The organism is Pseudonocardia ailaonensis (genome assembly GCF_039531635.1).
GTDB classification, from domain to species: domain Bacteria; phylum Actinomycetota; class Actinomycetes; order Mycobacteriales; family Pseudonocardiaceae; genus Pseudonocardia; species Pseudonocardia ailaonensis.
In genome coordinates, this window is record NZ_BAAAQK010000026.1 from 1 (window position 1) to 23,178 (window position 23,178).

General features: G+C 72.5%; 25 protein-coding genes and 1 rRNA gene. 10 read left to right on the top strand and 16 right to left on the bottom strand.

The features are described 5' to 3' along the window. The 9 genes from ABD324_RS31535 to iolC all read right to left on the bottom strand — a co-directional run. Positions 1-141, bottom strand: a 16S ribosomal RNA gene (locus ABD324_RS31535); the annotation flags it as partial. 833 nt (positions 142-974) lie between these two features. Beyond that, complete coding sequence (locus ABD324_RS31540) at positions 975-1,274, bottom strand: DUF3817 domain-containing protein (RefSeq protein WP_344425551.1); 300 nt, start codon at positions 1,272-1,274, stop codon at positions 975-977. A 1-nt stretch (position 1,275) separates the two neighbouring features. After that, positions 1,276-1,731 (bottom strand): hypothetical protein, encoded by a 456-nt coding sequence (locus tag ABD324_RS31545; protein ID WP_344425554.1) that lies wholly within the window; start codon positions 1,729-1,731, stop codon positions 1,276-1,278. A gap of 157 nt (positions 1,732-1,888) precedes the next feature. Further along, positions 1,889-2,350, bottom strand: a complete 462-nt coding sequence (locus ABD324_RS31550; RefSeq protein WP_344425557.1) for a MarR family winged helix-turn-helix transcriptional regulator — start codon at positions 2,348-2,350, stop codon at positions 1,889-1,891. Between the two features lie 57 nt (positions 2,351-2,407). After that, the gene (locus tag ABD324_RS31555) at positions 2,408-3,901 is read right to left on the bottom strand and encodes a CoA-acylating methylmalonate-semialdehyde dehydrogenase (RefSeq protein WP_344425560.1); all 1,494 of its coding nucleotides are present in this window, start codon (positions 3,899-3,901) and stop codon (positions 2,408-2,410) included. An 8-nt stretch (positions 3,902-3,909) separates the two neighbouring features. After that, complete coding sequence (gene iolD, locus ABD324_RS31560; RefSeq protein ID WP_344425563.1) at positions 3,910-5,787, bottom strand: 3D-(3,5/4)-trihydroxycyclohexane-1,2-dione acylhydrolase (decyclizing); 1,878 nt, start codon at positions 5,785-5,787, stop codon at positions 3,910-3,912. Continuing rightward, a complete protein-coding gene (iolB, locus tag ABD324_RS31565; RefSeq protein WP_344425566.1) occupies positions 5,787-6,677 on the bottom strand; it encodes a 5-deoxy-glucuronate isomerase in 891 nt (296 codons plus the stop codon). Before iolB ends, iolD begins: the two co-directional genes overlap by 1 nt. Continuing rightward, positions 6,674-7,537, bottom strand: a complete 864-nt coding sequence (locus ABD324_RS31570) for a class I fructose-bisphosphate aldolase (RefSeq protein WP_425565945.1) — start codon at positions 7,535-7,537, stop codon at positions 6,674-6,676. The genes iolB and ABD324_RS31570 overlap by 4 nt, the downstream gene beginning before the upstream one ends. A 65-nt stretch (positions 7,538-7,602) precedes the next feature. Next, complete coding sequence (gene iolC, locus ABD324_RS31575; RefSeq protein WP_344425571.1) at positions 7,603-8,568, bottom strand: 5-dehydro-2-deoxygluconokinase; 966 nt, start codon at positions 8,566-8,568, stop codon at positions 7,603-7,605. Positions 8,569-8,874: 306 nt separating this feature from the next. Here iolC and ABD324_RS31580 point away from each other — a divergent pair, with 306 nt between their 5' ends. Further along, a complete protein-coding gene (locus ABD324_RS31580; RefSeq protein ID WP_344425574.1) occupies positions 8,875-9,846 on the top strand; it encodes a sensor histidine kinase in 972 nt (323 codons plus the stop codon). Here the strand turns inward: ABD324_RS31580 and ABD324_RS31585 are convergent. Beyond that, on the bottom strand, positions 9,827-10,276 hold the full coding sequence (locus ABD324_RS31585) for a Fur family transcriptional regulator (RefSeq protein WP_344425577.1): 450 nt from the start codon (positions 10,274-10,276) through the stop codon (positions 9,827-9,829). The two genes, ABD324_RS31580 and ABD324_RS31585, sit on opposite strands and share 20 nt — an antisense overlap. A 75-nt stretch (positions 10,277-10,351) precedes the next feature. Between ABD324_RS31585 and ABD324_RS31590 the strand changes: the two genes are divergently transcribed. From ABD324_RS31590 to ABD324_RS31610, 5 genes are all read left to right on the top strand, one after another. Beyond that, on the top strand, positions 10,352-10,849 hold the full coding sequence (locus ABD324_RS31590) for a Dps family protein (RefSeq protein WP_344425581.1): 498 nt from the start codon (positions 10,352-10,354) through the stop codon (positions 10,847-10,849). 154 nt (positions 10,850-11,003) lie between these two features. Beyond that, a complete protein-coding gene (locus ABD324_RS31595) occupies positions 11,004-11,342 on the top strand; it encodes a YciI family protein (RefSeq protein WP_344425584.1) in 339 nt (112 codons plus the stop codon). Continuing rightward, complete coding sequence (locus ABD324_RS31600) at positions 11,339-12,520, top strand: RNA polymerase sigma factor (RefSeq protein WP_344425587.1); 1,182 nt, start codon at positions 11,339-11,341, stop codon at positions 12,518-12,520. Before ABD324_RS31595 ends, ABD324_RS31600 begins: the two co-directional genes overlap by 4 nt. Positions 12,521-12,593: 73 nt before the next feature. Beyond that, the gene (locus ABD324_RS31605; protein WP_344425590.1) at positions 12,594-13,256 is read left to right on the top strand and encodes an NADPH-dependent F420 reductase; all 663 of its coding nucleotides are present in this window, start codon (positions 12,594-12,596) and stop codon (positions 13,254-13,256) included. 7 nt (positions 13,257-13,263) lie between these two features. Next, a complete protein-coding gene (locus tag ABD324_RS31610) occupies positions 13,264-14,367 on the top strand; it encodes a threonine synthase (RefSeq protein WP_344425593.1) in 1,104 nt (367 codons plus the stop codon). Positions 14,368-14,370: 3 nt separating this feature from the next. On the opposite strand, the gene ABD324_RS31615 is transcribed toward ABD324_RS31610, so the two are convergent. The 3 genes from ABD324_RS31615 to ABD324_RS31625 all read right to left on the bottom strand — a co-directional run bounded on the left by ABD324_RS31615 (position 14,371) and on the right by ABD324_RS31625 (position 16,563). Beyond that, complete coding sequence (locus ABD324_RS31615; protein WP_344425596.1) at positions 14,371-14,661, bottom strand: ACT domain-containing protein; 291 nt, start codon at positions 14,659-14,661, stop codon at positions 14,371-14,373. Between the two features lie 136 nt (positions 14,662-14,797). Continuing rightward, entirely contained in the window at positions 14,798-15,502 is a 705-nt protein-coding gene (locus ABD324_RS31620) for a PASTA domain-containing protein (protein WP_344425599.1), read from the bottom strand. A 131-nt stretch (positions 15,503-15,633) separates the two neighbouring features. Then, positions 15,634-16,563 carry a CE1 family esterase gene (locus ABD324_RS31625; protein ID WP_344425602.1) on the bottom strand — a complete coding sequence of 310 codons (930 nt, stop codon included), beginning with the start codon at positions 16,561-16,563 and terminating at the stop codon, positions 15,634-15,636. A 92-nt stretch (positions 16,564-16,655) separates the two neighbouring features. Here ABD324_RS31625 and ABD324_RS31630 point away from each other — a divergent pair, with 92 nt between their 5' ends. The 4 genes from ABD324_RS31630 to ABD324_RS31645 are packed head-to-tail and all read left to right on the top strand — an operon-like array spanning position 16,656 to position 20,354. Beyond that, complete coding sequence (locus ABD324_RS31630; RefSeq protein ID WP_344425605.1) at positions 16,656-18,083, top strand: class I adenylate-forming enzyme family protein; 1,428 nt, start codon at positions 16,656-16,658, stop codon at positions 18,081-18,083. Further along, positions 18,080-19,195 (top strand): acyltransferase, encoded by a 1,116-nt coding sequence (locus tag ABD324_RS31635; RefSeq protein ID WP_344425608.1) that lies wholly within the window; start codon positions 18,080-18,082, stop codon positions 19,193-19,195. The genes ABD324_RS31630 and ABD324_RS31635 overlap by 4 nt, the downstream gene beginning before the upstream one ends. After that, positions 19,192-19,956: a phosphosulfolactate synthase gene (locus tag ABD324_RS31640; RefSeq protein ID WP_344425611.1), complete on the top strand. Its 765-nt coding sequence runs from the start codon at positions 19,192-19,194 to the stop codon at positions 19,954-19,956. The genes ABD324_RS31635 and ABD324_RS31640 overlap by 4 nt, the downstream gene beginning before the upstream one ends. Then, positions 19,956-20,354 (top strand): VOC family protein, encoded by a 399-nt coding sequence (locus ABD324_RS31645; protein ID WP_344425613.1) that lies wholly within the window; start codon positions 19,956-19,958, stop codon positions 20,352-20,354. The genes ABD324_RS31640 and ABD324_RS31645 overlap by 1 nt, the downstream gene beginning before the upstream one ends. Here ABD324_RS31645 and ABD324_RS31650 read toward each other — a convergent pair. Genes ABD324_RS31650 through ABD324_RS31660 form a run of 3 tightly spaced genes read right to left on the bottom strand, consistent with a single transcriptional unit; the run spans position 20,327 to position 23,170 of the window. After that, positions 20,327-20,791, bottom strand: coding sequence for a GyrI-like domain-containing protein (locus tag ABD324_RS31650; protein ID WP_344425616.1), 465 nt, complete (start codon positions 20,789-20,791; stop codon positions 20,327-20,329). The two genes, ABD324_RS31645 and ABD324_RS31650, sit on opposite strands and share 28 nt — an antisense overlap. A 7-nt stretch (positions 20,792-20,798) precedes the next feature. Then, a complete protein-coding gene (locus ABD324_RS31655) occupies positions 20,799-21,524 on the bottom strand; it encodes a class I SAM-dependent DNA methyltransferase (protein ID WP_344425619.1) in 726 nt (241 codons plus the stop codon). Then, positions 21,521-23,170: a choline/carnitine O-acyltransferase gene (locus ABD324_RS31660; protein WP_344425622.1), complete on the bottom strand. Its 1,650-nt coding sequence runs from the start codon at positions 23,168-23,170 to the stop codon at positions 21,521-21,523. The genes ABD324_RS31655 and ABD324_RS31660 overlap by 4 nt, the downstream gene beginning before the upstream one ends. Between the last annotated feature and the right edge of the window lie 8 nt (positions 23,171-23,178).

Sequence of the window (23,178 nt, forward strand, 5' to 3'; positions counted from 1 at the left end):
ATCCCAGAGTGGAGGGCAGGTCACCCACGTGTTACTCACCCGTTCGCCGCTCGTGTACCCCGAAGGGCCTTACCGCTCGACTTGCATGTGTTAAGCACGCCGCCAGCGTTCGTCCTGAGCCAGGATCAAACTCTCCAACAAAATCTGGCTCTAGCTGGCGGGCTCGCTCCCGACGGGGTCGGGATTACGAGCCCAAAAATGAACTGGCACGACTTCTACCAGTCTCGGTATTACTAGCTCGACACACTGTTGAGTTCTCAAAGGACACCCGCACACCATGGATCTCCTGTCGGAGAACTTCCGGGGCTTTTCCCAACCGTACACCCGCCAGAAATCAAGCTGATTCCGGGGGGTCCGGCTCGGGGGCGGCCAGCGGGCCTGTTGACCGGGCTCTGAGGCCCGTTCTGTCCGGCGTCTCGCTGACAACGAGAAAGTTACGCCCTGCCCACGGCACGGGTCAAATCGGGGTCCCCTCGGGGCCTGTGGGGTTGTTCTCGCAGCTCAGCGGCCTGCGGACGGGCATGCACGGCGCGTTTCGGCCAGGTGAACGGCAGATTTCGGCCTTCATGACGGCGGTCACACCTTCGAGGGAGGCGTGCGATGCCCTCGTCGTCGCACTCGCGTCCCTCGCGTGTGCGCGCGGCGTGTGCGCGCGAAAGAGCCGCTCCGCCGGCCATCGGGTCCGGCGCCCCCGCGGAGCCGCCACACGGGCGCCTGCCGGCGCGCGGTCCGGGAGTGGTCCCTCCGCGCTCCACCGTTCAGAAGTGTTCGGGCCCAACGTGATCCGGACCGCACCAGAATTCCGCCCGCGACGTGATCTGGCGGTGATCACTCCGCAGAACGCGTCCGCGCCACCCCGTCCAGGGCATCCGGACAGCCCGCTGTGATCACATCACCGCAGGCAGTGGGCTCGGACCACCCGTTCGGGCGCGCATCTCCGCGCGGTTCGCGCCGTTGTACCCGATGAGCGTCTCTCACCGGATGTGTCGCGAACGCGGGGGCGAAGCAATTCCGCGGCCGCCGGTGGGAGACGCTCTTTCCGTGCGCGCCAGGAATCGCAGCACGAGCGCCCCGCCGACTCCCGGGACCAGGGCGAGCAGGCGCCCCCGTCCCGCCCGGGTCGAGGCGACGGTCAGCGCGATCACCGCGAGGTACGCGCAGCCGTGCAGCGGGCCGGCCAGCTGGGTGACCGGCCGCAGGTGCAGCGTCACCAGGTTGACGAGCAGCACCACCAGGGAGACGGCCTCCGCCGCGGCGGCGATCCGCAGGCCCATCTCAGACTCCCGTCGTCGAGCCGGGGCGCACGATCATCAGCACCACGACGACCGCCCAGGCCAGGGCGAACAACCCCGAGCTCATCGAGAGTCCGCGGACGGTCCGGGGCGCCACCTCGGCCTCCCCACGCAGGGCCCGGATCACCACGGCCTGCTCCGGTAGCACCCGAAGGCCGAGGATCCCGGCGGCCAGCAGGGTCAGGACGAGGGACGCGATCAGCCACGCGTCGCCCAGCACCCCCATGGCGGCGCCCGTGGCGAGCCCGAAGACCGGGACGGCGACCCCGAGCACCGCGTAGACGCGACTGATGCGGTGCAGGACCTCCACCGCGCCCGGCGGACCGTCACCCGCGAGGGCCGCACGGGCACTGCGCGGGAACATCGATGTGGCCACGGTCACCGGTCCGATGAACACGATGGCCGCCAGGACATGGATCGACAGCAGCACGGCGGTCATGCGTACCTCCCTCCGCGGCCCCGAAATCGGCCGCTCTTCCTTCAGTCCAACTGAAACTGGGGCCGTCGACGGCGTTCCGGCGGAACGGGAGCCGGGCCTCGGAGGGCCACCATCGAGAGCGATCAGTTCCAGTCAGACTGAAACTAGCACCTGCGGCTCAGGGTGCGTCCTCGCCCAGCCGCCCGACCATGCCGATCAGGGTGCGGGCGAGCAGGGCCCGCTCGGGCCGGGGCACCGAGGCGAGCATCACGCGCTCCACCTCGGCGACGGCCTTCTCGGCGGTCGCCAGCAGCCGTCGTCCGTCCGCCGTGACGTGGAGCTCGGCCACCCGGCCGCGGCCGGGCTCGGTCCGCCGTTCCACGGCCCCGCGCTCCTCGAGCTGGCGCAGGGTCGCCTGCATGCTCTGCGCGGTCACCCCCGCCCGGCGGCCGAGCTCGCTGTAGGACATCCCGGGCCGGCGGGCGAGGTGCCCGAGCGCGGAGAGGTGCCGCATGGCGAGCTGCTCCTGGCGCAGCGCCGAGTCGATCTCCTCGCGCACGCGCCGGCCCACCATCGCGAGCAGCACGGCGATCGACCCCGGTCCGGCGGGCGGAGGTCCGGGGCTGGTCACGACCGTCATCCTGCCCCACCTCGTGAGTGGCGATGGTCGCCGGAGCGACCATCGCCAGTCACAGGGTCAGTTGTTCTGCGGGAAGCCCAGGTTGATGCCGCCGTGGCTCGGGTCGAGCCAGCGGGTGGTGACGACCTTGCCGCGGGTGAAGAAGTGGACGCCCTCCGTGCCGTGGGCGTGGGTGTCGCCGAACAGCGAGTTCTTCCAGCCCCCGAACGAGTAGTAGGCCATCGGCACCGGGACCGGCACGTTGATGCCGATCATCCCGACCTCCACCTCGTTCTGGAAACGCCGCGCCGCCCCACCGTCGTTGGTGAAGATCGCCGTGCCGTTCCCGTACGGGTTCGCGTTGACCAGCCCCACCGCGTCCTCGTAGGAGTCCACCCGCACCACCGCCAGCACCGGCCCGAAGATCTCGTCCGTGTAGATGCTCATGTCCGTGCCCACGTTGTCGAACAGCGTCGGCCCGACGAAGAAGCCCGACCCGTCCGCGTCGTAGGTACCCTGCCGGCCGTCCACCACCAGCGTCGCGCCCGCGGCCTCACCCGCGTCGATGTAGCCCGACACCCGATCCCGCGCCGCCGCCGTCACCAAGGGGCCCATGTCGCACGAGCGGCGACCGTCACCGGTCTTCAGGCCCCGGGCGCGCGACGCGATCTTGTCGACGAGCGTGTCCGCGATGTCCCCCACGGCCACCAGCGCCGAGATCGCCATGCACCGCTCACCCGCCGAGCCGAAGCCGGCGTTGATCGCCTGGTCCGCAGCCAGGTCCAGGTCCGCGTCCGGCAGGACCACCATGTGGTTCTTCGCCCCACCCAACGCCTGCACCCGCTTGCCGTGCGCCGTGCCCGTCTCGTAGACGTAGCGGGCGATCGGAGTCGAGCCCACGAAGCTGACCGACTTGACGTCCGGCGAGGTGAGCAACGCGTCGACGGCGACCTTGTCCCCGTTGAGCACGTTGAACACGCCGTCGGGCAGCCCCGCCTCGCGCCACAGCTCCGCGATCCACAACGCCGCTGTGGGGACCTTCTCCGAGGGCTTGAGCACCACGGTGTTGCCCGCGGCGATGGCGAGCGGGAAGAACCACATCGGCACCATGGCCGGGAAGTTGAACGGCGAGATGATCCCGACGACGCCGAGCGGCTGGCGGATCGAGGCCACGTCCACGTTCGTCGACGCGTTCTCCGTCATCGAGCCCTTGAGCAGGTGCGGGATCCCGCACGCGAACTCCACGACCTCCTGCCCGCGCGCCACCTCACCGGCGGCGTCGGAGAGGACCTTGCCGTGCTCGGCCGTGATGATCGCGGCCAGCTCCGGCGCCCGGGCGTCAAGCAGCTCGCGGAACTTGAAGAGGATCCGGGTCCGCTTGGCCAGCGAGGTGTCCCGCCAGGCCGGGAAGGCCTCCTTCGCCGCCGCGATGATCTCGGCGGCCTCCTCCGCGGAGGCGAGCGGCAGCGACGCCGTCACCTCGCCCGTCGCCGGGTTCGTGACGTCGGAGAACCGGCCCGACTTACCGTCGACCTTCTGCCCGTTGGCCCAGTGGTGCAGGGTGTTCGTCATCTCTCTCCTCAGGTACCGGGCGTCAGGAACGTCTTCTGGGTGGCCTTGCGCGCGTCGTAGACCTCGCGAGCGGCCTTGGTGGAGTCGAGCTCGGACACCTCGCTGACGGGCACGTCCCACCAGGACTCCGAGTCCGGGGCGCCGATCAGCGGGTCCGTCTCGACGTAGATCACCGAGCTGTCCGGCGCCGCCTTGGCCTCGGCGATCGCGGCTGCGAAGTCCGCCGGCGTCTTGGTGCGGATCACGCGGATCCCGAAGCTCTCGGCGTTGGCGGCCAGGTCGAGCGGGAGCACGTCGCCGTCGAGGCGGCCCGTGCCCGACCGGTAGCGGTACCTCGTACCGAACCGTTGCGAGCCCAGCGACTCCGACAGCGAGCCGATGGACGCGAAGCCGTGGTTCTGGACCAGGACGGTGATGACCTTGATGCCCTCCTGCACCGCCGTGGCGAGCTCGGTGGCCATCATCAGGTAGGAGCCGTCGCCGACCATGACGAACACGTCCCGGTCCGGACAGGCGAGCCGCACGCCGAGACCGCCGGCGACCTCGTAGCCCATGCAGGAGTAGCCGTACTCGACGTGGTAGCCCTTCGCGTCCCGCGTCTGCCAGAGCTTGTGCAGGTCACCGGGCATGGAGCCCGCGGCACACACCACGACGTCGCGCGGGTCGGTCAGCTCGTTGACGAGCCCGATGACCACGTTCTGGGTCAGTTCCTCGGGCTCGTAGGCGGCCTTCACCGTGGCCGCCCACTCGGCGTCGAGCGCGGTGTAGCGCTCCCGGTAGGCCGGCTCCACGGCGTAGCCGTCGAGCAAGGGCCGCAACGCTTCCAGTGCCTCGCGCGCATCCGCGAGCACCGCGGTCCCCGAATGCTTGACGACGTCGATCGGCGCCACGTTGATGGTGACGAACCGGACGTCCGGATTCTGGAACGCGGTGCGGCTCGCCGTGGTGAAGTCCGAGAAACGCGTCCCGATGCCGATGACGACGTCGGCGTCCCGCGCGATCGCGTTGGCCGCGGTCGTGCCGGTGGACCCGATGGCGCCCAGGCACTGCGGGTGGTCGAACACCAGCGTGCCCTTGCCCGCCTGGCTCTGCCCGACCGGGATGCCGGTGGCCTCGCACAGTGCCCGCAGCGCCTCCGTCGCGCCCGAGTAGTGCACTCCCCCACCGGCCACGATCACCGGCTGCGTCGCCGAGCGGATGATCTCCGCCGCACGAGCCAGCGCGGCCCGCTCGGGGAGCGGCCGCGCCACGTGCCACACCCGCTTCGCGAACAGCTCGACGGGCCAGTCGTGCGCCTGCGTCTGCACGTCCTGCGGGAAGCAGACCGTCACGGCGCCGGTCTCGACCGGGTCGGTGAGCACGCGCATCGCGCTCAGCAGGGCCGCGGGCAGCTGCTCGGGCCGCCAGACCCGGTCGAAGTACTTCGACACCGGGCGGAAGCAGTCGTTGACCGTGAGATCGCCGGCGAAGGGCTGCTCCAGCTCCTGCAGCAGTGGCGACGCCGAGCGGTCGGCGAAGGTGTCGGCCGGGAGCAGCAGCACGGGGATCCGGTTGATGGTAGCGAGCGCGGCGCCGGTGACCATGTTGGTCGCGCCGGGCCCGACGGACGAGGACACGGCCCAGGTCTGCAGCCGGTCCTTCATCCGCGCGTAGGCGACGGCGGTGTGCACCATGGCCTGCTCGTTGCGGCCCAGGACGTAGGGCATCTCGCCCGGGGCCAGGAGCTCGGCCTGCAGCAGCGCCTGGCCCAGCCCCGCGACGTTGCCGTGGCCGAAGATCCCGAAGCAGCCCTCGAAGAACTTCTGCTCCACGCCGTCGCGCTCGCTGTACTGCGCCGCGAGGAACTTCACCGTGGCCTGCGCGACGGTGAGCCGAACGGTGCCCATCACTGCCCTCCGAGTCGGGGGTCGACGGCCTGGGACGCCCACGTGTCGCGGATCCAGGCCTGGTCGGGGTGGTCCGTGATCAGCCAGGCGCGCTCGTCGCCGGGGCCGGCCATCACGTTGAGGTAGTACATGTCGTGCCCGGGTGCGGCGGCGCACGGACCGTGCCAGCCCCACGGGATCAGCACGGTGTCGCGGTCGTGGACCTCGACCATGATGTCGATGTCGTGGCCGGGCGAGCCGGACGTCCGGTGGAAGCCGAGCCCCGGCTGTCCCGCCGGTCCGGGGGCGATCTCGAAGTAGTAGATCTCCTCGAGCTCGGACTCGTGCGGGCCCGCCTCGTCGTGCTTGTGGGCGGGGTAGCTCGACCAGTTGCCGCCGGGGGTGATGACCTCGACGGCGATCATCGAGCCGGCGTCGAAGGCGCCGACCGCGCCGAAGTTGCGTACCTGGCGGGTGCACTGCCCGGCGCCGCGTAGCTCCACGGGCACGGAGGCCTTGGGGCCGTACCGGAACGGCAGCTCGACCGCACACTGCGCGCCGCACAGGGCGAACCGGCCGCCGGACTCCGACGAGAGCGTCACCGTGGAGCGGATCGGCAGGTAGGAGACGTCCGTGGGTCCCTCGAAGACCGACTCCCGGCCTTCCAGGTCATGGGTCTCCGAACCGAGTGTGACGAGCGCGGAGCCCTTGAGCGGCACCACGAACATCTCCTCGGTGCCGGTTTCGACGACCCTGGCCGCACCCGGTGCGAGCGAGAGGATCCGCAGGCTGGAGTGCTCCCAGCCGGCCGATTTCGGGGTGACCTCGAGCTCGTACCCGTCCGCGGCACCGCTGCCGGCGGGAATCACGTACTCGCTCCGGGTAGATGATCCGCTCGCACGCTCGCTCATGCCGCCACCACGTCCGCCGGCCTGACCAGGGACACCGCGGTGTCGACGGCCGCGGCCACGTCGTCGTCCTCGGGGTAGAGCAGCGCCCGCCCGACGATCAGCCCGCGCACCGACGGCAGCTCCAGGGCCGCCTTCCAGGAGGCGTAGGTCTCCTCGGGCGCCCCCGTCGGATCGCCGCCGAGCAGCAGCGTGGGCAGCGTGGTCGCCTCCATCACCCGCTCCATCTGGTCGACGACGGGCAGCTTCATCCACGTGTACGCGCTGGAGGAGCCCAGCCCCTGCGTGATGTGCACGGACTTGATCACCGCCTCCGGGGAGAGGTCGTTGACCACCCTGCCGTCCACCCGGTTCGACAGGAAGGGCTCCACCATGGCGACGACGCCGGCGCGGTTGGCGTCGGTGACCACCTGCGCGCACAGCTCCAGGGTGGCGACGGACGCCGGATCGGCCAGGTCGATGCGCGTCAGCATCTTGATCGCCTCGAACCCGGCGGCCGCGGTGCCCGCGACGTCGTAGCCGGTCAGCCGGTCGTCGAGCTCGAACGTGGCGCCCTGCAGGCCGCCGCGGTTCATCGACGACACCACGACCTTGCCCTCGAGGGCCCCCATGAGCAGCAGGTCCTCGAGGATGTCCGCGGTGCCGAGCACGCCGTCGACACCCGGGCGGCCCAGTGCGGCGCGCAGCCGGTCGAGCAGCTCGGGGCGGCTGGCCATGGCGTCGGCACGGCCGCGGGCGCCGAGCGCGCCGCGGGCCGGATGGTCGGCGGCGACGATCATCAGGCGGCCGTCGGCCGGGACGAACGGGCGCCGGGCGCGCGAGCGCAGCAGCTCGGGGATGCGGTGCGGCTCGAACGTCCGGATGTCCCGGACCTCGTCGTAGTTCGTCGCGAAGCGCTGGTGCGACACCGGCTCGCTCGCAAGCTCGCTCACGGGTTCACCTTCTCGTTGGGGTCTCCCCCGGACAGCAGGACGTCGATCTCGGCAGCGGTCGGCATCGCCGTCGAGCACTCCAGCCGGGAGGCGACGATCGCGCCCGCGGCGTTGGCCCGGCTCAGGACCTTCTCCAGTGGCCAGCCCGCGAGCAGGCCGTGGGCGAGCGAGCCACCGAAGCTGTCGCCCGCGCCGAGGCCGTTGTACGGGGTGACCGGGATCGGCGGGGACACCACGCGTTCGGAGCGGGTCTTCGCCAGCACGCCCTTCGGGCCCTGCTTGACGACGGCCAGCTCGACGCCCGCGGCGAGCAGCGCGTCGGCCGCCCGCTCCGGGTCCGTCTCGCCGACCGCGACCTCGCACTCCTCGCGGTTGCCGACGGCCACCGTGACCTGCCCGAGGATCTTCTGGACCTGCTCGGTGGCGGCCGCCGCGTCCGTCCAGAACATGGGCCGGTAGTCGAGGTCCAGCACGGTCGGCCGGCCCGCGCGGGCGGCGAGCGCCTCGTGATGGGCGCCCCGGCTCGGCTCCTCCGACAGCCCGCTGACCGAGAGCCACAGCAGACCGGCCTCGCGCACCGCGTCGACGGGGATGTCGGCCGCCGTGACCTGCAGGTCCGGGGCGCTGGGCTTGCGGTAGAAGTACAGCGGGAAGTCGTCCGGCGGGAAGATCTCGCAGAACGTGACGGGTGTGGGGTACTCGTGGTTCGTCACCACGTGCTCGTCGTTCACGCCGAGCCGGCGCAGCTCCGCGCGGACGTAACGGCCGAAGGGGTCGGCGCCGACACCGGTGACGATCGCGGTGCGGCGGCCGAGGCGGGCGGCGGCCACGGCGACGTTCGCGGTGGTCCCGCCGAGGAACTTGCCGAAGGTCTCGACCTCGTCCAGCCCGACGCCGACCTGCAGGGGGTAGATGTCCACGCCCGCGCGGCCGAAGGTCAACAGCTCTGCCGGTTCACTCATGCGGGGTCCTCTTCGACGCTCGTGCGGGGCTCACACTCGAAAGTACGAGCGCCACGGAGCGACGTCAATACTTTGTTCATACATATTGACCTAAGCACCAGCTCCGCCACCGCTCCGTGGATGCACGGGGCCGCAAACCCGACACCCAGCGTGAGCAGCGTCGCCGACCAGGGGAAGTGCGTGCCACTTTCCGGTCGGACGGCCGTTCCGCGCGGCGCGCCTCTCTATCCTCATCGGCCATGAACGCTCACCGACACCCGTTGTCCCCCTTGGGTGTCCGCCGATGACCGCCCTCGACGAGGACCGGTGAACACAGGCCCCGATCCCGAGCTCGACGGCATCGCCCGCCTCGCCACGCAGCTGTCGGGCGCACTCTCGGCGATCTCGCTCGCGGACCAGGCGGTCCCGACGACCGGCGCCGCGTGCGCGATCCCCTTGCGCGGCAACGACGGCGTGGTGCGGGGATCGCTCACCGTGGACGCCACGGCGCTCGACGAGCGGCAGCGCCAGGTCGTCGACGTCCTCGCGGCACAGGCCGGGGCGGTCCTGGAACGGCGGGAACGCGAGGCGGGCCCACCCGGACGGCCGGGGCGGACCGACGACGAGCTCACCGAGTTCGCCGGACGGGTCGCCCACGACCTGCGCGCACCGCTCACCGCGGTCCTCGGGTTCCTGCGGCTCGCCGACGGCCCCTTCCGGGACGAGACGTCCGCGCGGGCCGCCGACTGCATCGGCTCGGCGCTCGACGCGGCGACCGGGATGCGCACGGTCGTCGACGGCCTGCTCGAGTACGCCACCTTCGACGTCCGCCCGCAGATCACCGACGTCGACCTCCCCGGCATGGTCGCCGCACTCGTCGAGGACCTGGCGGCCGAGATCCGCGCGGCCGCCGGCGAGGTGAGCTACGAGGGGCCCGAGCACGTGCGCGGCGACGTGGCCCTGCTGCACCGGCTGCTGCAGAACCTGATCGCCAACGCGCTGGAGCACGGCCGCCCCGGCGTCGCCCCGCGCGTGCGGATCCGCGCCGCCGCAGGCCCGGACGGGTGGACGCTGGAGGTCAGCGACAACGGCCCCGGCATCCCGGAGGACCAGCGCAGACGCGTCTTCGACCCGTTCGTGCGCCTGGCCCACGACCACGCCACCCGCGGCACCGGGATCGGGCTGTCGACCTGCGCCCGGATCACCGAGGCACTGGGCGGCACGATCGTCGTCCAGGACGCCGCCCCGCCGGAGGGCGGACGCGGCACGGCCGTCCGGGTCACGCTCCCCCGCGGGTAGCCGCGCAGGCGCCGCAGGTCCCCCACCAGAGGACCTCGGCCTCGTCGATCACGAAGTCCGCCTGGTCGGAGGGGGTGAGACAGGGGGCGGTGCCGGTGGCGCAGGGGACGTCCCTGACCGTGCCGCAGACCCGGCAGACCAGGTGATGGTGGTTGTCGCCGTGCTGCAGCTCGAAGCGGGTGGGCGAGCCGGCGGGCTCGATGCTGCGGACCAGGTCGACCCGGCGGAGGTCCTCCAGGACGTTGTAGAGGCCCTGTCGGGACAGCTCCGAGACCGCGGCGGGGCCGGCGGCGGCGCCGAGGCGGGCCACGTCCTCGGCGACCTCGACCACGGTCGCGTGCGACCGCTCGCGCAGCGCCGCGAGCACGGCCCGGCGGTGCGGGGTGCTGCGCAGGCCCTTCGCTCGCAGGAGTGTCGTCGGATCGTCCATGAAGGCAAGCCTACGCGTTCACCCTGTACGGAGTCACTAACTTGACTCAGTCAAAAGAAGGAGTAGAACGGAGTCATGCCGACCACCGCTGCGAAGAACACCACCGTCCCCACCTCCCGCGCCTTCACCGCCACCCCCGAGCTGGAGGCGAGCCTGCAGCGGGTCCTCGTCGACCTGATCGCGCTGCACCTCGACGGCAAGCAGGCCCACTGGAACGTCGTCGGGGCCAACTTCCGCGACCTGCACCTGCAGCTCGACGAGATCGTCGACCTCGCGCGCGACCACAGCGACACCGTCGCCGAGCGCATGCGCGCGCTCTACGCGGTGCCGGACGGCAGGCCCACCACCGTGGCCGAGTCGACCTCGCTGCCGCTGATGCTCCCGGGTGAGCTGAACACCACGGACGTCGTCAACGACATCACCGAGCGGCTGTACCGGACCGCGGCCACGGTGCGCGCGGTGCACGACACCGTGGACGCCGAGGACCCGAGCACCGCCGACCTGCTCCACACGATCATCCACGACCTGGAGAAGCAGGCCTGGATGGTCAGCGCGGAGAACCGCCGAGCCTGACGCTCCCACCACCGGACGACGCGTCGCACCCTGCGGGGTGCGGCGCGTCGTCGTCTCCGGGAAGATTTTTCCGCCGGATGTCGATTCCCGCCGGGCCCGCCCGTGTAGAGGGTGCGGGCCGGACGGACCGGCCCGGAGACACCGGGAGGAAGCCATGCCGAACTACCTGCTCAGCGTCTACCAGCCCGAGGGCACCCCGCCGTCGAAGGACGAGCTGGACGCGATCATGAAGAACGTCCGGGCGAACCAGGACGAGATGAAGGCGGCCGGGGTGTGGGTCTTCTCCGGCGGGCTCGCGGGCCAGGAGACGGCGACCGTCGTCCGGGACGGGGGTGCCCTGCTCACGGACGGACCGTTCGCCGAGGCCAAGGAGTACCTCGGCGGCCTGACGATCATCGACGCCCCGGATCTGGACGCCGCGCTGGAGTGGGGGCGCAAGGCCGCCGCGGCGACCACCCTGCCCATCGAGGTCCGCCCGTTCTTCTGGTCGTGACGGATCAGGTCACGCAGGTCTTCCGCGAGGAGTACGGCCGGGCCGTCGCCGTGCTCGTCCGCCTCCTCGGCGACATCGACCTCGCCGAGGAGGCGGTCGCGGACGCCTTCGCCGAGGCCGCGACCCGCTGGCCGCCGATGCCGCCGAGCCCGGCCGGCTGGATCATCACCACCGCCCGGCGGAAGGCGATCGACCGGTTCCGCCGCGAGCGCGTCCGCGACGAGAAGCACGTCGAGGCGCTCGTCCTGCACACCGGGTCCGAGCCGGAGGAGGAAGGTCCCGTGCACGACGACCGGCTCCGGCTGATCTTCACCTGCTGCCATCCGGCCCTGGGCACGCCCGCCCGGGTCGCGCTCACCCTGAAGCTGCTGGGCGGGCTCACCACCGGTGAGATCGCGCGGGCGTTCCTCGTGCCGGAGGCGACGATGGCGCAGCGGATCGTGCGGGCCAAGGCCAAGATCCGCGACGCCCGCATCCCCTACCGGGTGCCCCACGACGTCGACCTGCCGGAACGGCTCGACGCCGTCCTCGCCGTCGTCTACCTGGTGTACACGGAGGGGCACGGCTCGCTGCCCCGCACGGATCTCGCCACCGAGGCGATCCGGCTCGGCCGCCAGCTGCTCGACCTCATGCCGGACGAGCCTGAGGTCCGCGGGCTCCTCGCGCTCATGTTGCTCGGGGAGGCCCGCCGCCCGGCCCGCACCGGCTCCGGAGGCACCCTGGTCCCGCTCCACGAGCAGGACCGTTCGCTCTGGGACGCCGGGCTCGTCGCGGAGGGCCACGAGCTGGTGCGGCAGTGCCTGCGGCGCGGCCGACCGGGTCCGTACCAGGTGCAGGCGGCGATCCAGGCCGTGCACACGGACGGGGAACGGACGGACTGGGCGCAGGTCGTCGCGCTCTACGACCAGCTGCTCGCGATCACCCCGAGTCCGGTCGCCGCCCTGAACCGGGCGGTCGCCGTGGCCGAGCGGGACGGGCCGGAGGCGGCCCTCGCCCTGGTCGACGACCTGGACCTGGGCGCCTATCACCCCTTCCACGCGGTCCGCGCCGATCTCCTCCGCCGCCTGGGCCGGGCCGCCGAGGCCGTCGAGGCCTACGACGCCGCGATCGCGCTGACCGACGACGCGGCCGAGCAGACCTTTCTGCGACGACGGCGCGAGACGGCCCAGGGGTCGTGAGTGGCGATGGTCGCCCCGGCGACCATCCGCACTCACGGGGAATGGGGGGTGGCCCGTCGGGGTTGGCGCCCACATGAGAATCGGCATCATCGGAGCGGGGCACATCGGCGGCAGCCTGACCCGGCGGCTGGCCGCGCTGGGGCACGACGTCAAGGTGGCGAACTCGCGGGATCCGGAGACCCTCGCGGAGCTGGCCGCCGAGACCGGTGCGACGCCCGTCTGGGCCGCCGACGCCGCCACGGACGCGGACCTGGTGATCGTCAGCATCCCGCAGAGATGCGTCCCGGATCTCGCGCCGGGCATCGTCGCGAAGGCCCGCGACGGTGCGCCGGTGATCGAGACCAACAACTACTACCCGCGCGAGCGCGACGGCCGGATCGACGCCATCGAGGACGGCCTCGCCGAGAGCGTGTGGGTGTCGCAGCAGCTCGGCGTGCCGGTCTACAAGGTCTTCAACGGCATCTTCTGGAAGCACCTGCTGACCCAGGGCGCGCCGAAGGGCGCCGAGAAGCGGATCGCGCTGCCGATCGCCGGTGCCCCCGGCGCCGGCAAGGACACGGTGTTCGCGCTGGTCGACGAGCTGGGCTTCGACCCGGTCGACGGCGGCAGCCTCGAGGAGTCCTGGCGCCAGCAGCCCGGTACCCCGGTGTACGGAACGGACCTCGACGCCGCGGGTGTCACGAAGGCCCTGGCCGAGACCCCGTCCGAGCGGCCCGAGCAGTTCCGCGCGGCATGATCTGCGCGTGACCGCCCGCCTCGTCGACCGCTCCGGCCGGACCTATCCGCTGGACGAGCCCCGCTGGCGCGGCGACGACGGCTCACCGCTCCTGGTCGAGCCGCTGCCGGGGATCACCCGCGACGACGTCGACACCGGCCGCCGCTCGCAGTGGCGCTACGCCGCCGCGCTGCCGGGGCCGGTGCCGCCCGTCAGCCTGGGTGAGGGCTGTACCCCGTTGCTGCCCATGGAGTTCGGCGGGATCCCGGTCGTGGTGAAGCCCGAGTGGTTCAACCCGACCGCGAGCTTCAAGGACCGCGGCACCACGGTGATGATCTCGGTGCTGGCGGCGCAGGGTGTGCCGGCGATCCTGGAGGACTCCAGCGGCAACGGCGGCTCGTCCGTCGCGGCCTACGCCGCCGCCGCGGGGATCGACGCGCTGATCCTCGCGCCGGAGTCGACGTCCGAGGCCAAGATCCGGCAGAGCCGGGCGCACGGGGCGGGCGTCGAGCTCGTGCCGGGGCCCCGGCAGGCGTCCGCCGAGGAGGCCGTCCGGCGTTCCGCCGAGCGCTTCTACGCCAGCCACAACTGGCATCCGTTCTTCCTGCAGGGCACGAAGCTGCTGGCCTACGAGATCTGGGAGGACCTCGGCTTCGGCGCTCCGGACGCCGTCGTGCTCCCGGCCGGGGCGGGCAGCCTCGTGCTCGGCTGCCATCTCGGCTTCGGCGAGCTGCTCGCCTCCGGGGCCATCCGGCGACGGCCGCGGCTGCTCGTCTCCCAGCCGGCGAACGTCAGCCCCCTGGTCAGCGCGTTCACCGGTGTCGAGCCGACCAGCTGGTCGCCCACGATCGCCGAGGGCACCGCGATCGCCGCACCGGTGCGGGCGCCGGAGGTGCTCGCCGCGATCCGGGCATCCGGCGGCGACATGGTCGCCGTCCCCGAGGACGCGATCGGGCCCGCGACGCTGGGGCTCGCCCGGCGCGGCCACTACGCCGAGCCCACGAGCGCGCAGGTCGTCCCGGCCCTCGCCGAGTTCGCGCGGCGCGGTGCGATCTCCCCCGGGGACACGGTCGTCACGATCCTGACCGGCTCCGCGCTGAAGGCCGCGGACTCGATCACGGCGCTGCTCTGAGAGTCAGCGCGCGACGGCGCTGGTCACCGCGGGCAGCCGGTTCAGCCGCGCCACCAGCAGGTCCACGCCGTCGGCGGTGAGCAGGACCGTGGCGTTCAGCCGGCTCTCCAGGGCGCCCTCGTGGACGTCGACCTGCAGGTCGGTGACGCGGTAGGTGCGCCCGCGCAGCATCGACACCACCCGCAGGACGCCGTCGAGACCGGCGGTGACGTGCACCGTCACGTGCCGGTGGGTGGGCTGGTCGGAGGGACGAACCAGCTCGACGGGAGCGGCATGGTCCAGGACTGCGGTCATCACGGATCTCCTCGCGGACGGAAGAAAGATCCGGGCCAGATCCCGGTCGGGCGTGCGGAGACCGCGCGCCGACTTCCTGGCTCAGTCGGCGCGCCGGGTAATGATCAGCACCGCGCGCACACCCAGACCATAACACTCAGCCGATCGCCTGCTCCCGCTCCTCGTCCGGGATCTCTCGCGCCTCCCACGCCTTCGGCCTCGGCCGGCGCGGTTCGCGCACCCCCGAGCCGCCGCCGCGGTCCACCCACACCCGGATCGGCGCACCGGTGGCGACCTTCGCGCCCGACTCCGGGCTCTGGTCGGTGACCAGGGCGTACTGCATCGACGGCTCGGCGAGCTGGGGCCCGTCCGGATCGGCGGAGACGGCAATGAGGTCCAGGCCGTCGAGCACCCGGCGGGCATGGTCGACGGTCTGCCCCACCAGGTTCGGCACGGTGATCCAGGCGCGGCGGCGGGCGGCGCGGGCCGCACGTTCCAGCACGGAACCGCTCGCCTCCGGCGGGAGCTCCGGCGACCGCACCGACCCCGACTGCGCCGACCCGGACTGCGCCGACTCGGATCGGGCCGGCTCGGGCCGGGCCGGCTCCTCGACGTCGAGATCCCGCCACCGCTCCCAGGCCGACTGCCTCGTGACGCCCAGCTTGGTCGCGATCTCCGCCCACGACCGGCTCACGCGCCGGGCCGACCGCACCGCCTCGAGCTCCGCCTCGTCGAGCAGCCGGCGGACCACGCCGACGTCGCTCAGCGCGTCGAGGGGATCACCCTCACGCTCGCGGTACCAGTCGGCGAGCTCGTCCCACGAGCGACGGCCTTCGCGCCAGGGCCTCGACTCCTTGGCCATGATCCCTCCCGAGCGTCAGGTCTCCTTGACGACAGTGCCAGGTTACCCTGACGGACCCACGTCGCAGATGTGTATTTCGGCCTCCCGGCTCCGCCTGATGGCGGGCTCCGCCCGCGCGCCGACTCTCGGGCTCAGGCGGTGGGGGGCGTGGTGTGTGGGGGCGCCGGCAGGTGGAAGGGGGCGAGGAAGTCCCAGGCGAGGGTGGCGACGGCGGCGTCGGTGCCCACCTCCGAGACCGTCGGCCAGTCGTGGCCGAGGTGCGGGTAGACCACGAGCTCCACCGCGCTGCCGTCGCGACAGCCCGCCCAGCGGCGGATCACCGCGGGCCCGTCGCGGCGTTCGGACGGGGTGGCGGTGCAGCCGTCCTGGGCGCGGAGCTCGGCCACGGCGGTGTCGATCGAGGGCAGCGGCGGGCGGCCCCGGGGCTGGCCGCGGTAGGGCAGGATCGGGTCGAGCTGGCCGGCCCCGATGAGCACCGGACGAGCCTGCGGGGCGTCGCACGGCTGCAGGGGGACCGAGCCGTAGGTGGCGACGGCGGCGAAGGTCGTCGGGTGGGTGCAGCTCTCCGCGTAGGCGAGCTTACCGCCGTTGGAGTAGCCGACGAGGTAGATCCGCCGACGGTCGACCGGCAGCGCCTTCACGGTCGCGGCGACCACGTCCGTGACGAACTCCTGGTCCGGCTCCGCGCGCTGCGCCGCCACCCCGCAGCAGCCGCCGCCGGCGTTCCACGAACGGCCGACGCCGTCCGGGAAGGCGAGGACGGCCCGCCCGTCGCCGACCAGTCCGAGGAATCCCGTACGCGCGAGAACGGTGTCGGCCGACTGACCGCGTCCGTGGAGAACCACAATGAGCGGAAGGGGTGAATTCGCGCCCTCGAGGGCATACGTCCGGAAAGTGCGCGACACGCCGCCGACCGCAATCGTGTGAGTTGTGACAACGGTTCCGACGGGCAGCGTGGCGGAATCGTCGCGAGCCGGCGAGGACACCGCCACAATGGCGATGAGCAGCAGGAACGGCACCAGTCGCAGCGCCCGCAGAAGTGCCCGTCGACGAGATGCCACGAGTCCCGAGTATGAACCCTCGGAGCTCGACCGACGCCGTTCCTAGGCGACCCACAGCTCGCACACAGGAAAACGGGCCACGCTGGGTTCCCATGCACGACGGTCTCCGTCTCTCCATACGATTTCGCGAAGAAACGGATATTTTCCTTCGCGATGCCCGTTCTTCCCGGATCGTCACCCGGGGCGCGCTCGCGGATGCGGTGCGGGCCTGGTCCGGTGAGCTGGCCGCCCGCCGGATCACACCGGGCGCTCGGGTGCTGGTCGACGTCGACGACCCGCTCGCCTTCGCCGTCGCCCACCTGTCGCTGATCGCCGCGGGGTACGAGAGCGCCCCGCTCGACCCCGCCGCGCCCCCGGCCGAGGCCGAGCGGCTCCGCCGGGTGCTGCGCCCCACCGCCGCGCTGACGGACCGCCCCGGGATCGGGCTCGAGGGGGCGATCCCGGTCGGGACCGGTCCGCTCACCGGGCTGCCCGCGGCCCCCGCCGGGACGCCTCGCGAGCCCGACGGGAGGCCCGGCTCGGCGGTGCTGCTCACCTCGGGATCCACCGGGACGCCCAAGATCGTGGCGCTCCCCGAGGCCCAGCTGCTGCACGTCGGCCGGGCCGTCGCCCGCCACCACCGCCTCTCCCCCGGCGACCGCGGCTTCAACCCGCTACCCCTGTTCCACGTGAACGCGCAGGTCGTGGGCCTGGTCGCGGCCCTGGTCAGCGGCGCGGAGCTGGTGCTCGACCGGCGCTTCCGGCGCACCGGCTTCTGGGAGCTGCTCGCCGAGCACGACGTCACCTGGCTCAACGCGGCACCCGCGCTCCTGACCGTCCTCGCCCGGACGGGGCTCGGGCCGGTCCCGCCGCGGCTGCGGTTCGTCCGCTCCGCATCGGCGCCGCTGCCGCCCGCCGTGCGCGAGGCCGTCGAGAAGGCGCTCGGAGTGCCGGTGGTCGAGAGCTACGGGATGACCGAGGCCGCCAGCCAGATCACCGCGACCCCGCTCGACGGCGGCGCACCGGCCGGCTCCGTCGGCCGGGTGGTCGACGGCGAGCTGGAGGTCGTCGACCGCGCGGGCCGGCCGTGCAGGCCCGGCGAGGTCGGCCGGGTGCGCATCCGCGGGGCCGGGGTGATCCGCTCCTACGCGGGCCGCGACGCCTTCCCCGGCGGCTGGCTCGACACCGCCGACCTCGGCCGGATCGACGACGACGGGCAGCTGTTCCTCGTGGGCCGCGCCGACGACGTCGTCAACCGGGGTGGGGAGCTGGTGCATCCCCGCGAGGTCGAGGAGGTGCTGCTCGAGGAACCGGGGGTGACCGAGGCGGTGGTCGTGGCCCGGCCCGACGAGGTGCTCGGGCAGGTGCCGGTCGCGCTGGTCCGAGGGACGGGCGACGACCTCGTCGCCGCCCTCGAACGCCGCTGTACCGAGCGGCTCGCCCGGTGGAAGCGGCCCGCGGAGATCCGCCTCGTCGAGACCTTCCCGGTCGGGCCGACGGGCAAGATCCGGCGTGCGGAGCTGCGCAGGACCCTGGCATGAGCCGGAAGGTCCGGCAGGCGGAGATGGTCCGGGTCCTCACGTTCGCGTGCGTGATCGCGGTGCACACCCTCTCCACCACGCAGCCCCTCGACGGCGTGACCCCCAACGCCGTCGTGATGCTGCTGCACTTCACCCGCGAGGCGTTCTTCGTCCTCACCGCGTTCGTGCTGACCGTGCGCCACCTCGACCGCGGGCCGCGGCCGGTGCCGTTCTGGAAGCGGCGGTTCCTGCTGGTCGGCGTGCCGTACGTGGTGTGGACGCTGATCTACACGGGGCTGCAGTGGGCCACTGCCGCACCCGCGTCCGCGGGCCAGGCGCTCGCGGATCTCGGGATCAACCTCGGCACCGGCGTCGGCTGGTTCCACCTGTACTTCCTGCTCGTCTCGCTGCAGTTCTACCTGCTGTTCCCGCTGTTCCGGCGGCTGATGCGGGCCACGCACGGGCACCACCTGCTGCTGCTCGCCGCGAGCTTCCTGCTGCAGATCGGCATCGACCTGGTGCTGCACGATCCCGCCCCGACCGGGCTGAAGGCCGTCCTGCTGCCGTACGCCGGCTCGTTCGTCCTGAGCTACCAGTTCTTCCTGGTGCTCGGGGGCGTCGTGGCCATGCACCTGGACGCGGTGGTCGCCTGGGTCCGGCGGCTCCCGTGGGTCGTCGCGGCCGTGGTCGTGGTGAGCGGGGCCGGCGCGGAGCTCTGGTACCTGCGCTCGGTGGCCGCCGGGCAGCCCGCGGCCTTCGCGGCGGACGTCTTCCAGCCGGTCATGATCGTCTGGTCGGTCGCGGTGGTGGCCGGCTTCTTCACGCTCGGCACGGTGTGGCGCGTTCCCCGGGTGATCGACCTGGCGTCCGAACGCTCCTTCGGGGTGTTCCTCGTGCACCCCGCGATCCTGTGGGCCCTCACCGTCGCCGGCACGGTGCTGGCGCTGCCGTCCCCCTGGTCGAGCGTCGTCGCGTACCTCGCGGCGGTCGCCGGCTCGCTCCTCGTCGTCGAGATCCTGCGACGCACCCCGCTCTCCCTGCCGCTGACCGGCAAGGGACGACCCCGCACACCGGAGACCCGGAGGCCGCCCCTGCGCGTGGGCGCCCTTCGCCGAGAAGGAGGAATGACATGATCATGACCCGCCTCGACCTGCCCTTCCGGGAGAGCGCCCCGCGGACCCGCGGCCTCACGATGGTCGTCGACCCGGGGCTGTCCACCGGCCGCTTCGAGGACGCGATCGAGAGCGTCGGGGACCTCGTGGACCTGGTGAAGTTCGGCTGGGGCACGGCTCTGGTCACCCGGGACATCAAGCGCAAGATCGACGCGCTGAAGGAACACCGGATCGGCTTCTACCTGGGCGGGACGCTGTTCGAGCGGTTCGCCCAGGAGGACCTCGTCGACGACTTCCGCGCGGTCTGCCGCACCGTCGGCGCGTCCTATGTGGAGGTCTCCAACGGCACCATCGCCATGGACGACGCCGAGAAGTCCCGGTGGGTCGCCCGGCTCTCGGACGAGTTCACGGTGATCAGCGAGGTCGGCGCCAAGAACCAGGAGCGCGCCGCGGCGCAGACGGCCGAGCAGTGGGTCTCGGCGATCCATTCCGACCTGGCCGCCGGCGCCCACCTGGTGACGACCGAGGCGCGCGAGAGCGGCCGCAGCGGGCTCTGTACGGCGGACGGCAAACCACGGGAGGACATCGTCGACCAGGTGCTGGCCTCGGGCGTCGACCCCGACAAGCTGCTGTTCGAGGCGCCCACCAAGGACCTCCAGACCTACTTCGTGAAGCTGTTGGGCCCCGCGGTGAACATGGGCAACGTCGCGATGGACGACGTGATCGCCTGCGAGACCCTGCGCCTCGGGCTCCGCTCGGACACCCTCCCGGCGGGCGCCTGATGCGCACCACGCAGGACACCTTCCACCTGGCCGTCCCCGCCCTCGACCTCGACGAGGCCTTCGCCTTCTACGTCACGGGCCTGGGGTGCAAGCTGGCGCGGCGCTACGGCGACCGGATCACGCTGGACTTCTTCGGAGACCAGGTGGTGTGCCATCTCAGCGAGAAGATCGACCAGGAGCCGGAGCTGTACCCGCGGCACTTCGGGGTGACCTTCCACGACCGCGAGGACTGGGAGCGGTTGCTCAGGCTGGCCCGGCTGCGCACGCTGCGCTTCTTCGCCGAGCCCTTCCACCGCTTCGAGGGGACGGCGGAGGAGCACCGCTCCTTCGTGCTGGCCGATCCGTCGAACAACCTGCTGGAGTTCAAGTACTACGACGATCCCCGGATGATGTACTGAACGTCGGTCCAGACCTGCGCCGGATCGTCGGAGTGCGGGCCGTAGACCTCCCAGCGCGTGCCGCTCGGTTCGAGACCGTGGGCGGCGCACCAGCGCAGGACAGCGCGGTGCGCGTCGCCGAGGCCGGCGTACGGGCCGTGGTGGCGGGTGCGCGCCACCCGGCCCGCGGGCAGGCTCGACGCCACGACCCGCCCGGTGAGCGGACACGGGCGGGTCAGCTCGACGCCGATCTCGACCCCCACCCCACCGGACGCTGGGTCGTCGCGGTAGAGCATGACGTTGCGGCAGCCGCGGTCGATCCCGGCGGCCCGCAGGCAGGCCCACACCTCGCCGGACAGGACCGGCCAGAGCGCCGGGAACTCGGACCAGGTCGTGACGGCCGGGACGACCGCGGTCGGGCGCGCGGCGACCTCCTCGAGGGTCACCTCGTGGTCCATGGTCCTGCTACCTCCGGGCTGTCTCCGGGCCCGCGGGCTGCCTCCGGGCGATGCGGGCGACGTAGTGCAGGGGCGCACCGTACATCGTGCGGCGATGCACGTAGCGGCGCTCCGCGAGCGTGGTGAGGCCGTCGGTCCGGGCGATCAGGTCCGCGAACCCGCTGCGGTCCTGCGAGCCCAGGAACTCCTCCTTGATCGTGAAGGCGACCAGGCCACCCGGCCGCAGCCTCCGGAAGGCCGCCGCGAACGCCTCGGGCGGGATGTCGCCGAAGCCCAGCGCGGCCACTGTGACCAGCACGTCCGGGGTACCGAGCGGGGTCGTGTCGTCCCTGGTCAGGTCCATGAGGTGGTAGGCGTCGTAGGTGCCCGGACGATCACGCTCGGCCGCCGCGGCGGCCTCCGGGAGGATGTCGACGGCCGCGAGGTGCCGCACGCCGATCCGCCGCAGCTCGGCGCCCACCAGGCCGTTCCCGGCGCCGAGCTCGAGCACGCGGGCCGCACCGGGATCCGGGAGCACCTCGGCGAGCAGGTCCGCGACCACCCGCGGGGAACAGCACTCCAGGAGGTCGTGGAAGATCCGCTCGTAGAGGCCCGGGACGGCGAAGATCGCGGCGTAGTCGTGGAAGCGGATCCGTTCGGTGCTCCCGTGGCGGGTGACCTCGCACCACTCCTCGTCCTGGTCCGGGCCGGCGCCGCCGGTCGGGGCCGCGAACCGCACGTCGATGACGGTCATGCCAGCTCCCGCAGCTCGTCGAGCGCCCGGGCGAGCTCGTCGGCGAAGCGTTCGAGCTGCTCCGCGACGGACACCGGGGTGCTCAGGTACAGGTGGAAGCGGTCCGGGAGCAGCACGTACGCCACCCCGATGCAGCGCTCGCCGGTGGACCCGAACCCGAAGAACTCGATGGACTCCGAGGGCGCGGAGCTCGTGGACAGGTAGTCGTCGCGCATCGTGAGCCAGCCGGGGCTGCGGAGGAAGGCGGGTTCCTCCCGCGCCCGCCGGGCAAGCTCCCAGAGGTGCTGCTCGGGTGCCCGGCCCTCCTGGCAGTCCCGCGCCCGCGCACCGTGCGCCCGCACCGCCGCGGCGAAGGTGGCCTTGCGCGTGGCCCGGTCCGCACCGCTCGTCAGGGCGTCGGCGAAGGCCACCACCTCCGGCGTGACGACCCGCATCGCCTCGGTCCGGCCGCCCGCGTACTCGCGGGTGGCGATGGACTCGTAGGTCGCGCCCGTCAGCCCCTTCGCGCGGCGGTGGGCGAGCTGGTAGGCCATCTGCACGAAGGCGTCCGGCGAGACGCCGAGCGCCTTGATCGCGGTGGAGCCGAAGCCGAACGTGAGGCACCGGGTGGCGTTCGCGGCCGCGTAGCCGGCGAACTCCTGCCGGGCCTGCGCGATGCGGTCCCGCGCGACGCCTCCGAAGTCGATCCGCTGCGGGGCCGGTGTGCCGGTGCTCGTGGGCCGGTCCTCCTGCGGGCCGAGGATCTCCTCGACGGCCTGCAGGACCGTGGTCCCGTCGAGGCGGCAGTGCTCGATGTTGACGCCGGCCCGCCCGCCCGGGAACACGACGATCGACAGGGCCTTGTCGAACCAGCGGTTCGCGGCGTCGCCGGCCAGCAGCCGGTCGCACGCCTCCTGGGTGCCGGGCGGGTCGCCCGCCTCCAGACAGACAAAGAGCAGGGCGGTCTCGACGATCTCCAGCGCGGTGGGGTCGAGCCGGGCCCGGTCCGCCGCCCACTGCGCGCGGGCGCCGCTGGTCAGGGCTCCGACGCCCTCGCCCTCCTCCGCCGGGAGCGCGCGCAGGGCCTCCGTGATCGCCGCGGCCGGGTACGGCAGGCCGTCCGCATCGAGGACGTCGAGGGAGTGCATCGCCCCGTCCCGCAGGACCACCACGTGCCGGGCGGAGGTGTCGGCCACCCGCACCGTGTCCTGCGGCTCGCCGGGGATCCGGGTGGTGGAGAAGACCTCCGGGAGCTGCGCGGACGAGGTCGGGCGGCCGCGGCGCACGATCGGCGGGACCCGACCCTCGTCGATCCGGAGCTTCAGGGCGACCGCCGCGGCGGTGAGCTCCCCGGCCCTCACCAGCTGGTCCGCGGGCTCCGCCTCGCGGAACAGGAAGAAGAAGTTGGCGTTGAGCGCGATGCGGTCCCGGCGGCCGAGGTAGCGGTAGGCCCAGAAGTCGTCGAGCCAGCTGTCGGCCCCGGCGGCCGGATCGGCAGCGTAGGCGCGCAGCTCCTCCTGCAGCGCGGCGGCCGGGCCGGCCAGGAACTCGGCCGTGGCCTTCTCGGTCTCGGCGAGCTCGTCGGCGTCGATCAGGGGCGCGCACCAGGCGAGGAAGCGCTCCACGCTCTCGGCCGGCTCGGGCAGGGGCACCTCGGGCAGTTCCACTCGATACC

Bases quoted from the DNA above. Each gene is read 5' to 3' on its own strand.
- ABD324_RS31615 (WP_344425596.1), bottom strand. From the start codon at position 14,661: ATGACCGCAGTCCTGGACCATGCCGCTCCCGTCGAGCTGGTTCGTCCC.
- ABD324_RS31655 (WP_344425619.1), bottom strand. From the start codon at position 21,524: ATGACCGTCATCGACGTGCGGTTCGCGGCCCCGACCGGCGGCGCCGGC.
- ABD324_RS31550 (WP_344425557.1), bottom strand. From the start codon at position 2,350: ATGACGGTCGTGACCAGCCCCGGACCTCCGCCCGCCGGACCGGGGTCG.
- iolC (WP_344425571.1), bottom strand. From the start codon at position 8,568: ATGAGTGAACCGGCAGAGCTGTTGACCTTCGGCCGCGCGGGCGTGGAC.
- ABD324_RS31650 (WP_344425616.1), bottom strand. From the start codon at position 20,791: ATGGACCACGAGGTGACCCTCGAGGAGGTCGCCGCGCGCCCGACCGCG.
- ABD324_RS31595 (WP_344425584.1), top strand. From the start codon at position 11,004: ATGCCGAACTACCTGCTCAGCGTCTACCAGCCCGAGGGCACCCCGCCG.
- ABD324_RS31540 (WP_344425551.1), bottom strand. From the start codon at position 1,274: ATGGGCCTGCGGATCGCCGCCGCGGCGGAGGCCGTCTCCCTGGTGGTG.
- ABD324_RS31620 (WP_344425599.1), bottom strand. From the start codon at position 15,502: ATGGCCAAGGAGTCGAGGCCCTGGCGCGAAGGCCGTCGCTCGTGGGAC.
- ABD324_RS31555 (WP_344425560.1), bottom strand. From the start codon at position 3,901: ATGACGAACACCCTGCACCACTGGGCCAACGGGCAGAAGGTCGACGGT.
- ABD324_RS31635 (WP_344425608.1), top strand. From the start codon at position 18,080: ATGAGCCGGAAGGTCCGGCAGGCGGAGATGGTCCGGGTCCTCACGTTC.
- ABD324_RS31585 (WP_344425577.1), bottom strand. From the start codon at position 10,276: ATGGACGATCCGACGACACTCCTGCGAGCGAAGGGCCTGCGCAGCACC.
- ABD324_RS31605 (WP_344425590.1), top strand. From the start codon at position 12,594: ATGAGAATCGGCATCATCGGAGCGGGGCACATCGGCGGCAGCCTGACC.
- ABD324_RS31640 (WP_344425611.1), top strand. From the start codon at position 19,192: ATGATCATGACCCGCCTCGACCTGCCCTTCCGGGAGAGCGCCCCGCGG.
- iolB (WP_344425566.1), bottom strand. From the start codon at position 6,677: ATGAGCGAGCGTGCGAGCGGATCATCTACCCGGAGCGAGTACGTGATT.
- ABD324_RS31645 (WP_344425613.1), top strand. From the start codon at position 19,956: ATGCGCACCACGCAGGACACCTTCCACCTGGCCGTCCCCGCCCTCGAC.
- ABD324_RS31590 (WP_344425581.1), top strand. From the start codon at position 10,352: ATGCCGACCACCGCTGCGAAGAACACCACCGTCCCCACCTCCCGCGCC.
- iolD (WP_344425563.1), bottom strand. From the start codon at position 5,787: ATGGGCACCGTTCGGCTCACCGTCGCGCAGGCCACGGTGAAGTTCCTC.
- ABD324_RS31630 (WP_344425605.1), top strand. From the start codon at position 16,656: ATGCACGACGGTCTCCGTCTCTCCATACGATTTCGCGAAGAAACGGAT.
- ABD324_RS31545 (WP_344425554.1), bottom strand. From the start codon at position 1,731: ATGACCGCCGTGCTGCTGTCGATCCATGTCCTGGCGGCCATCGTGTTC.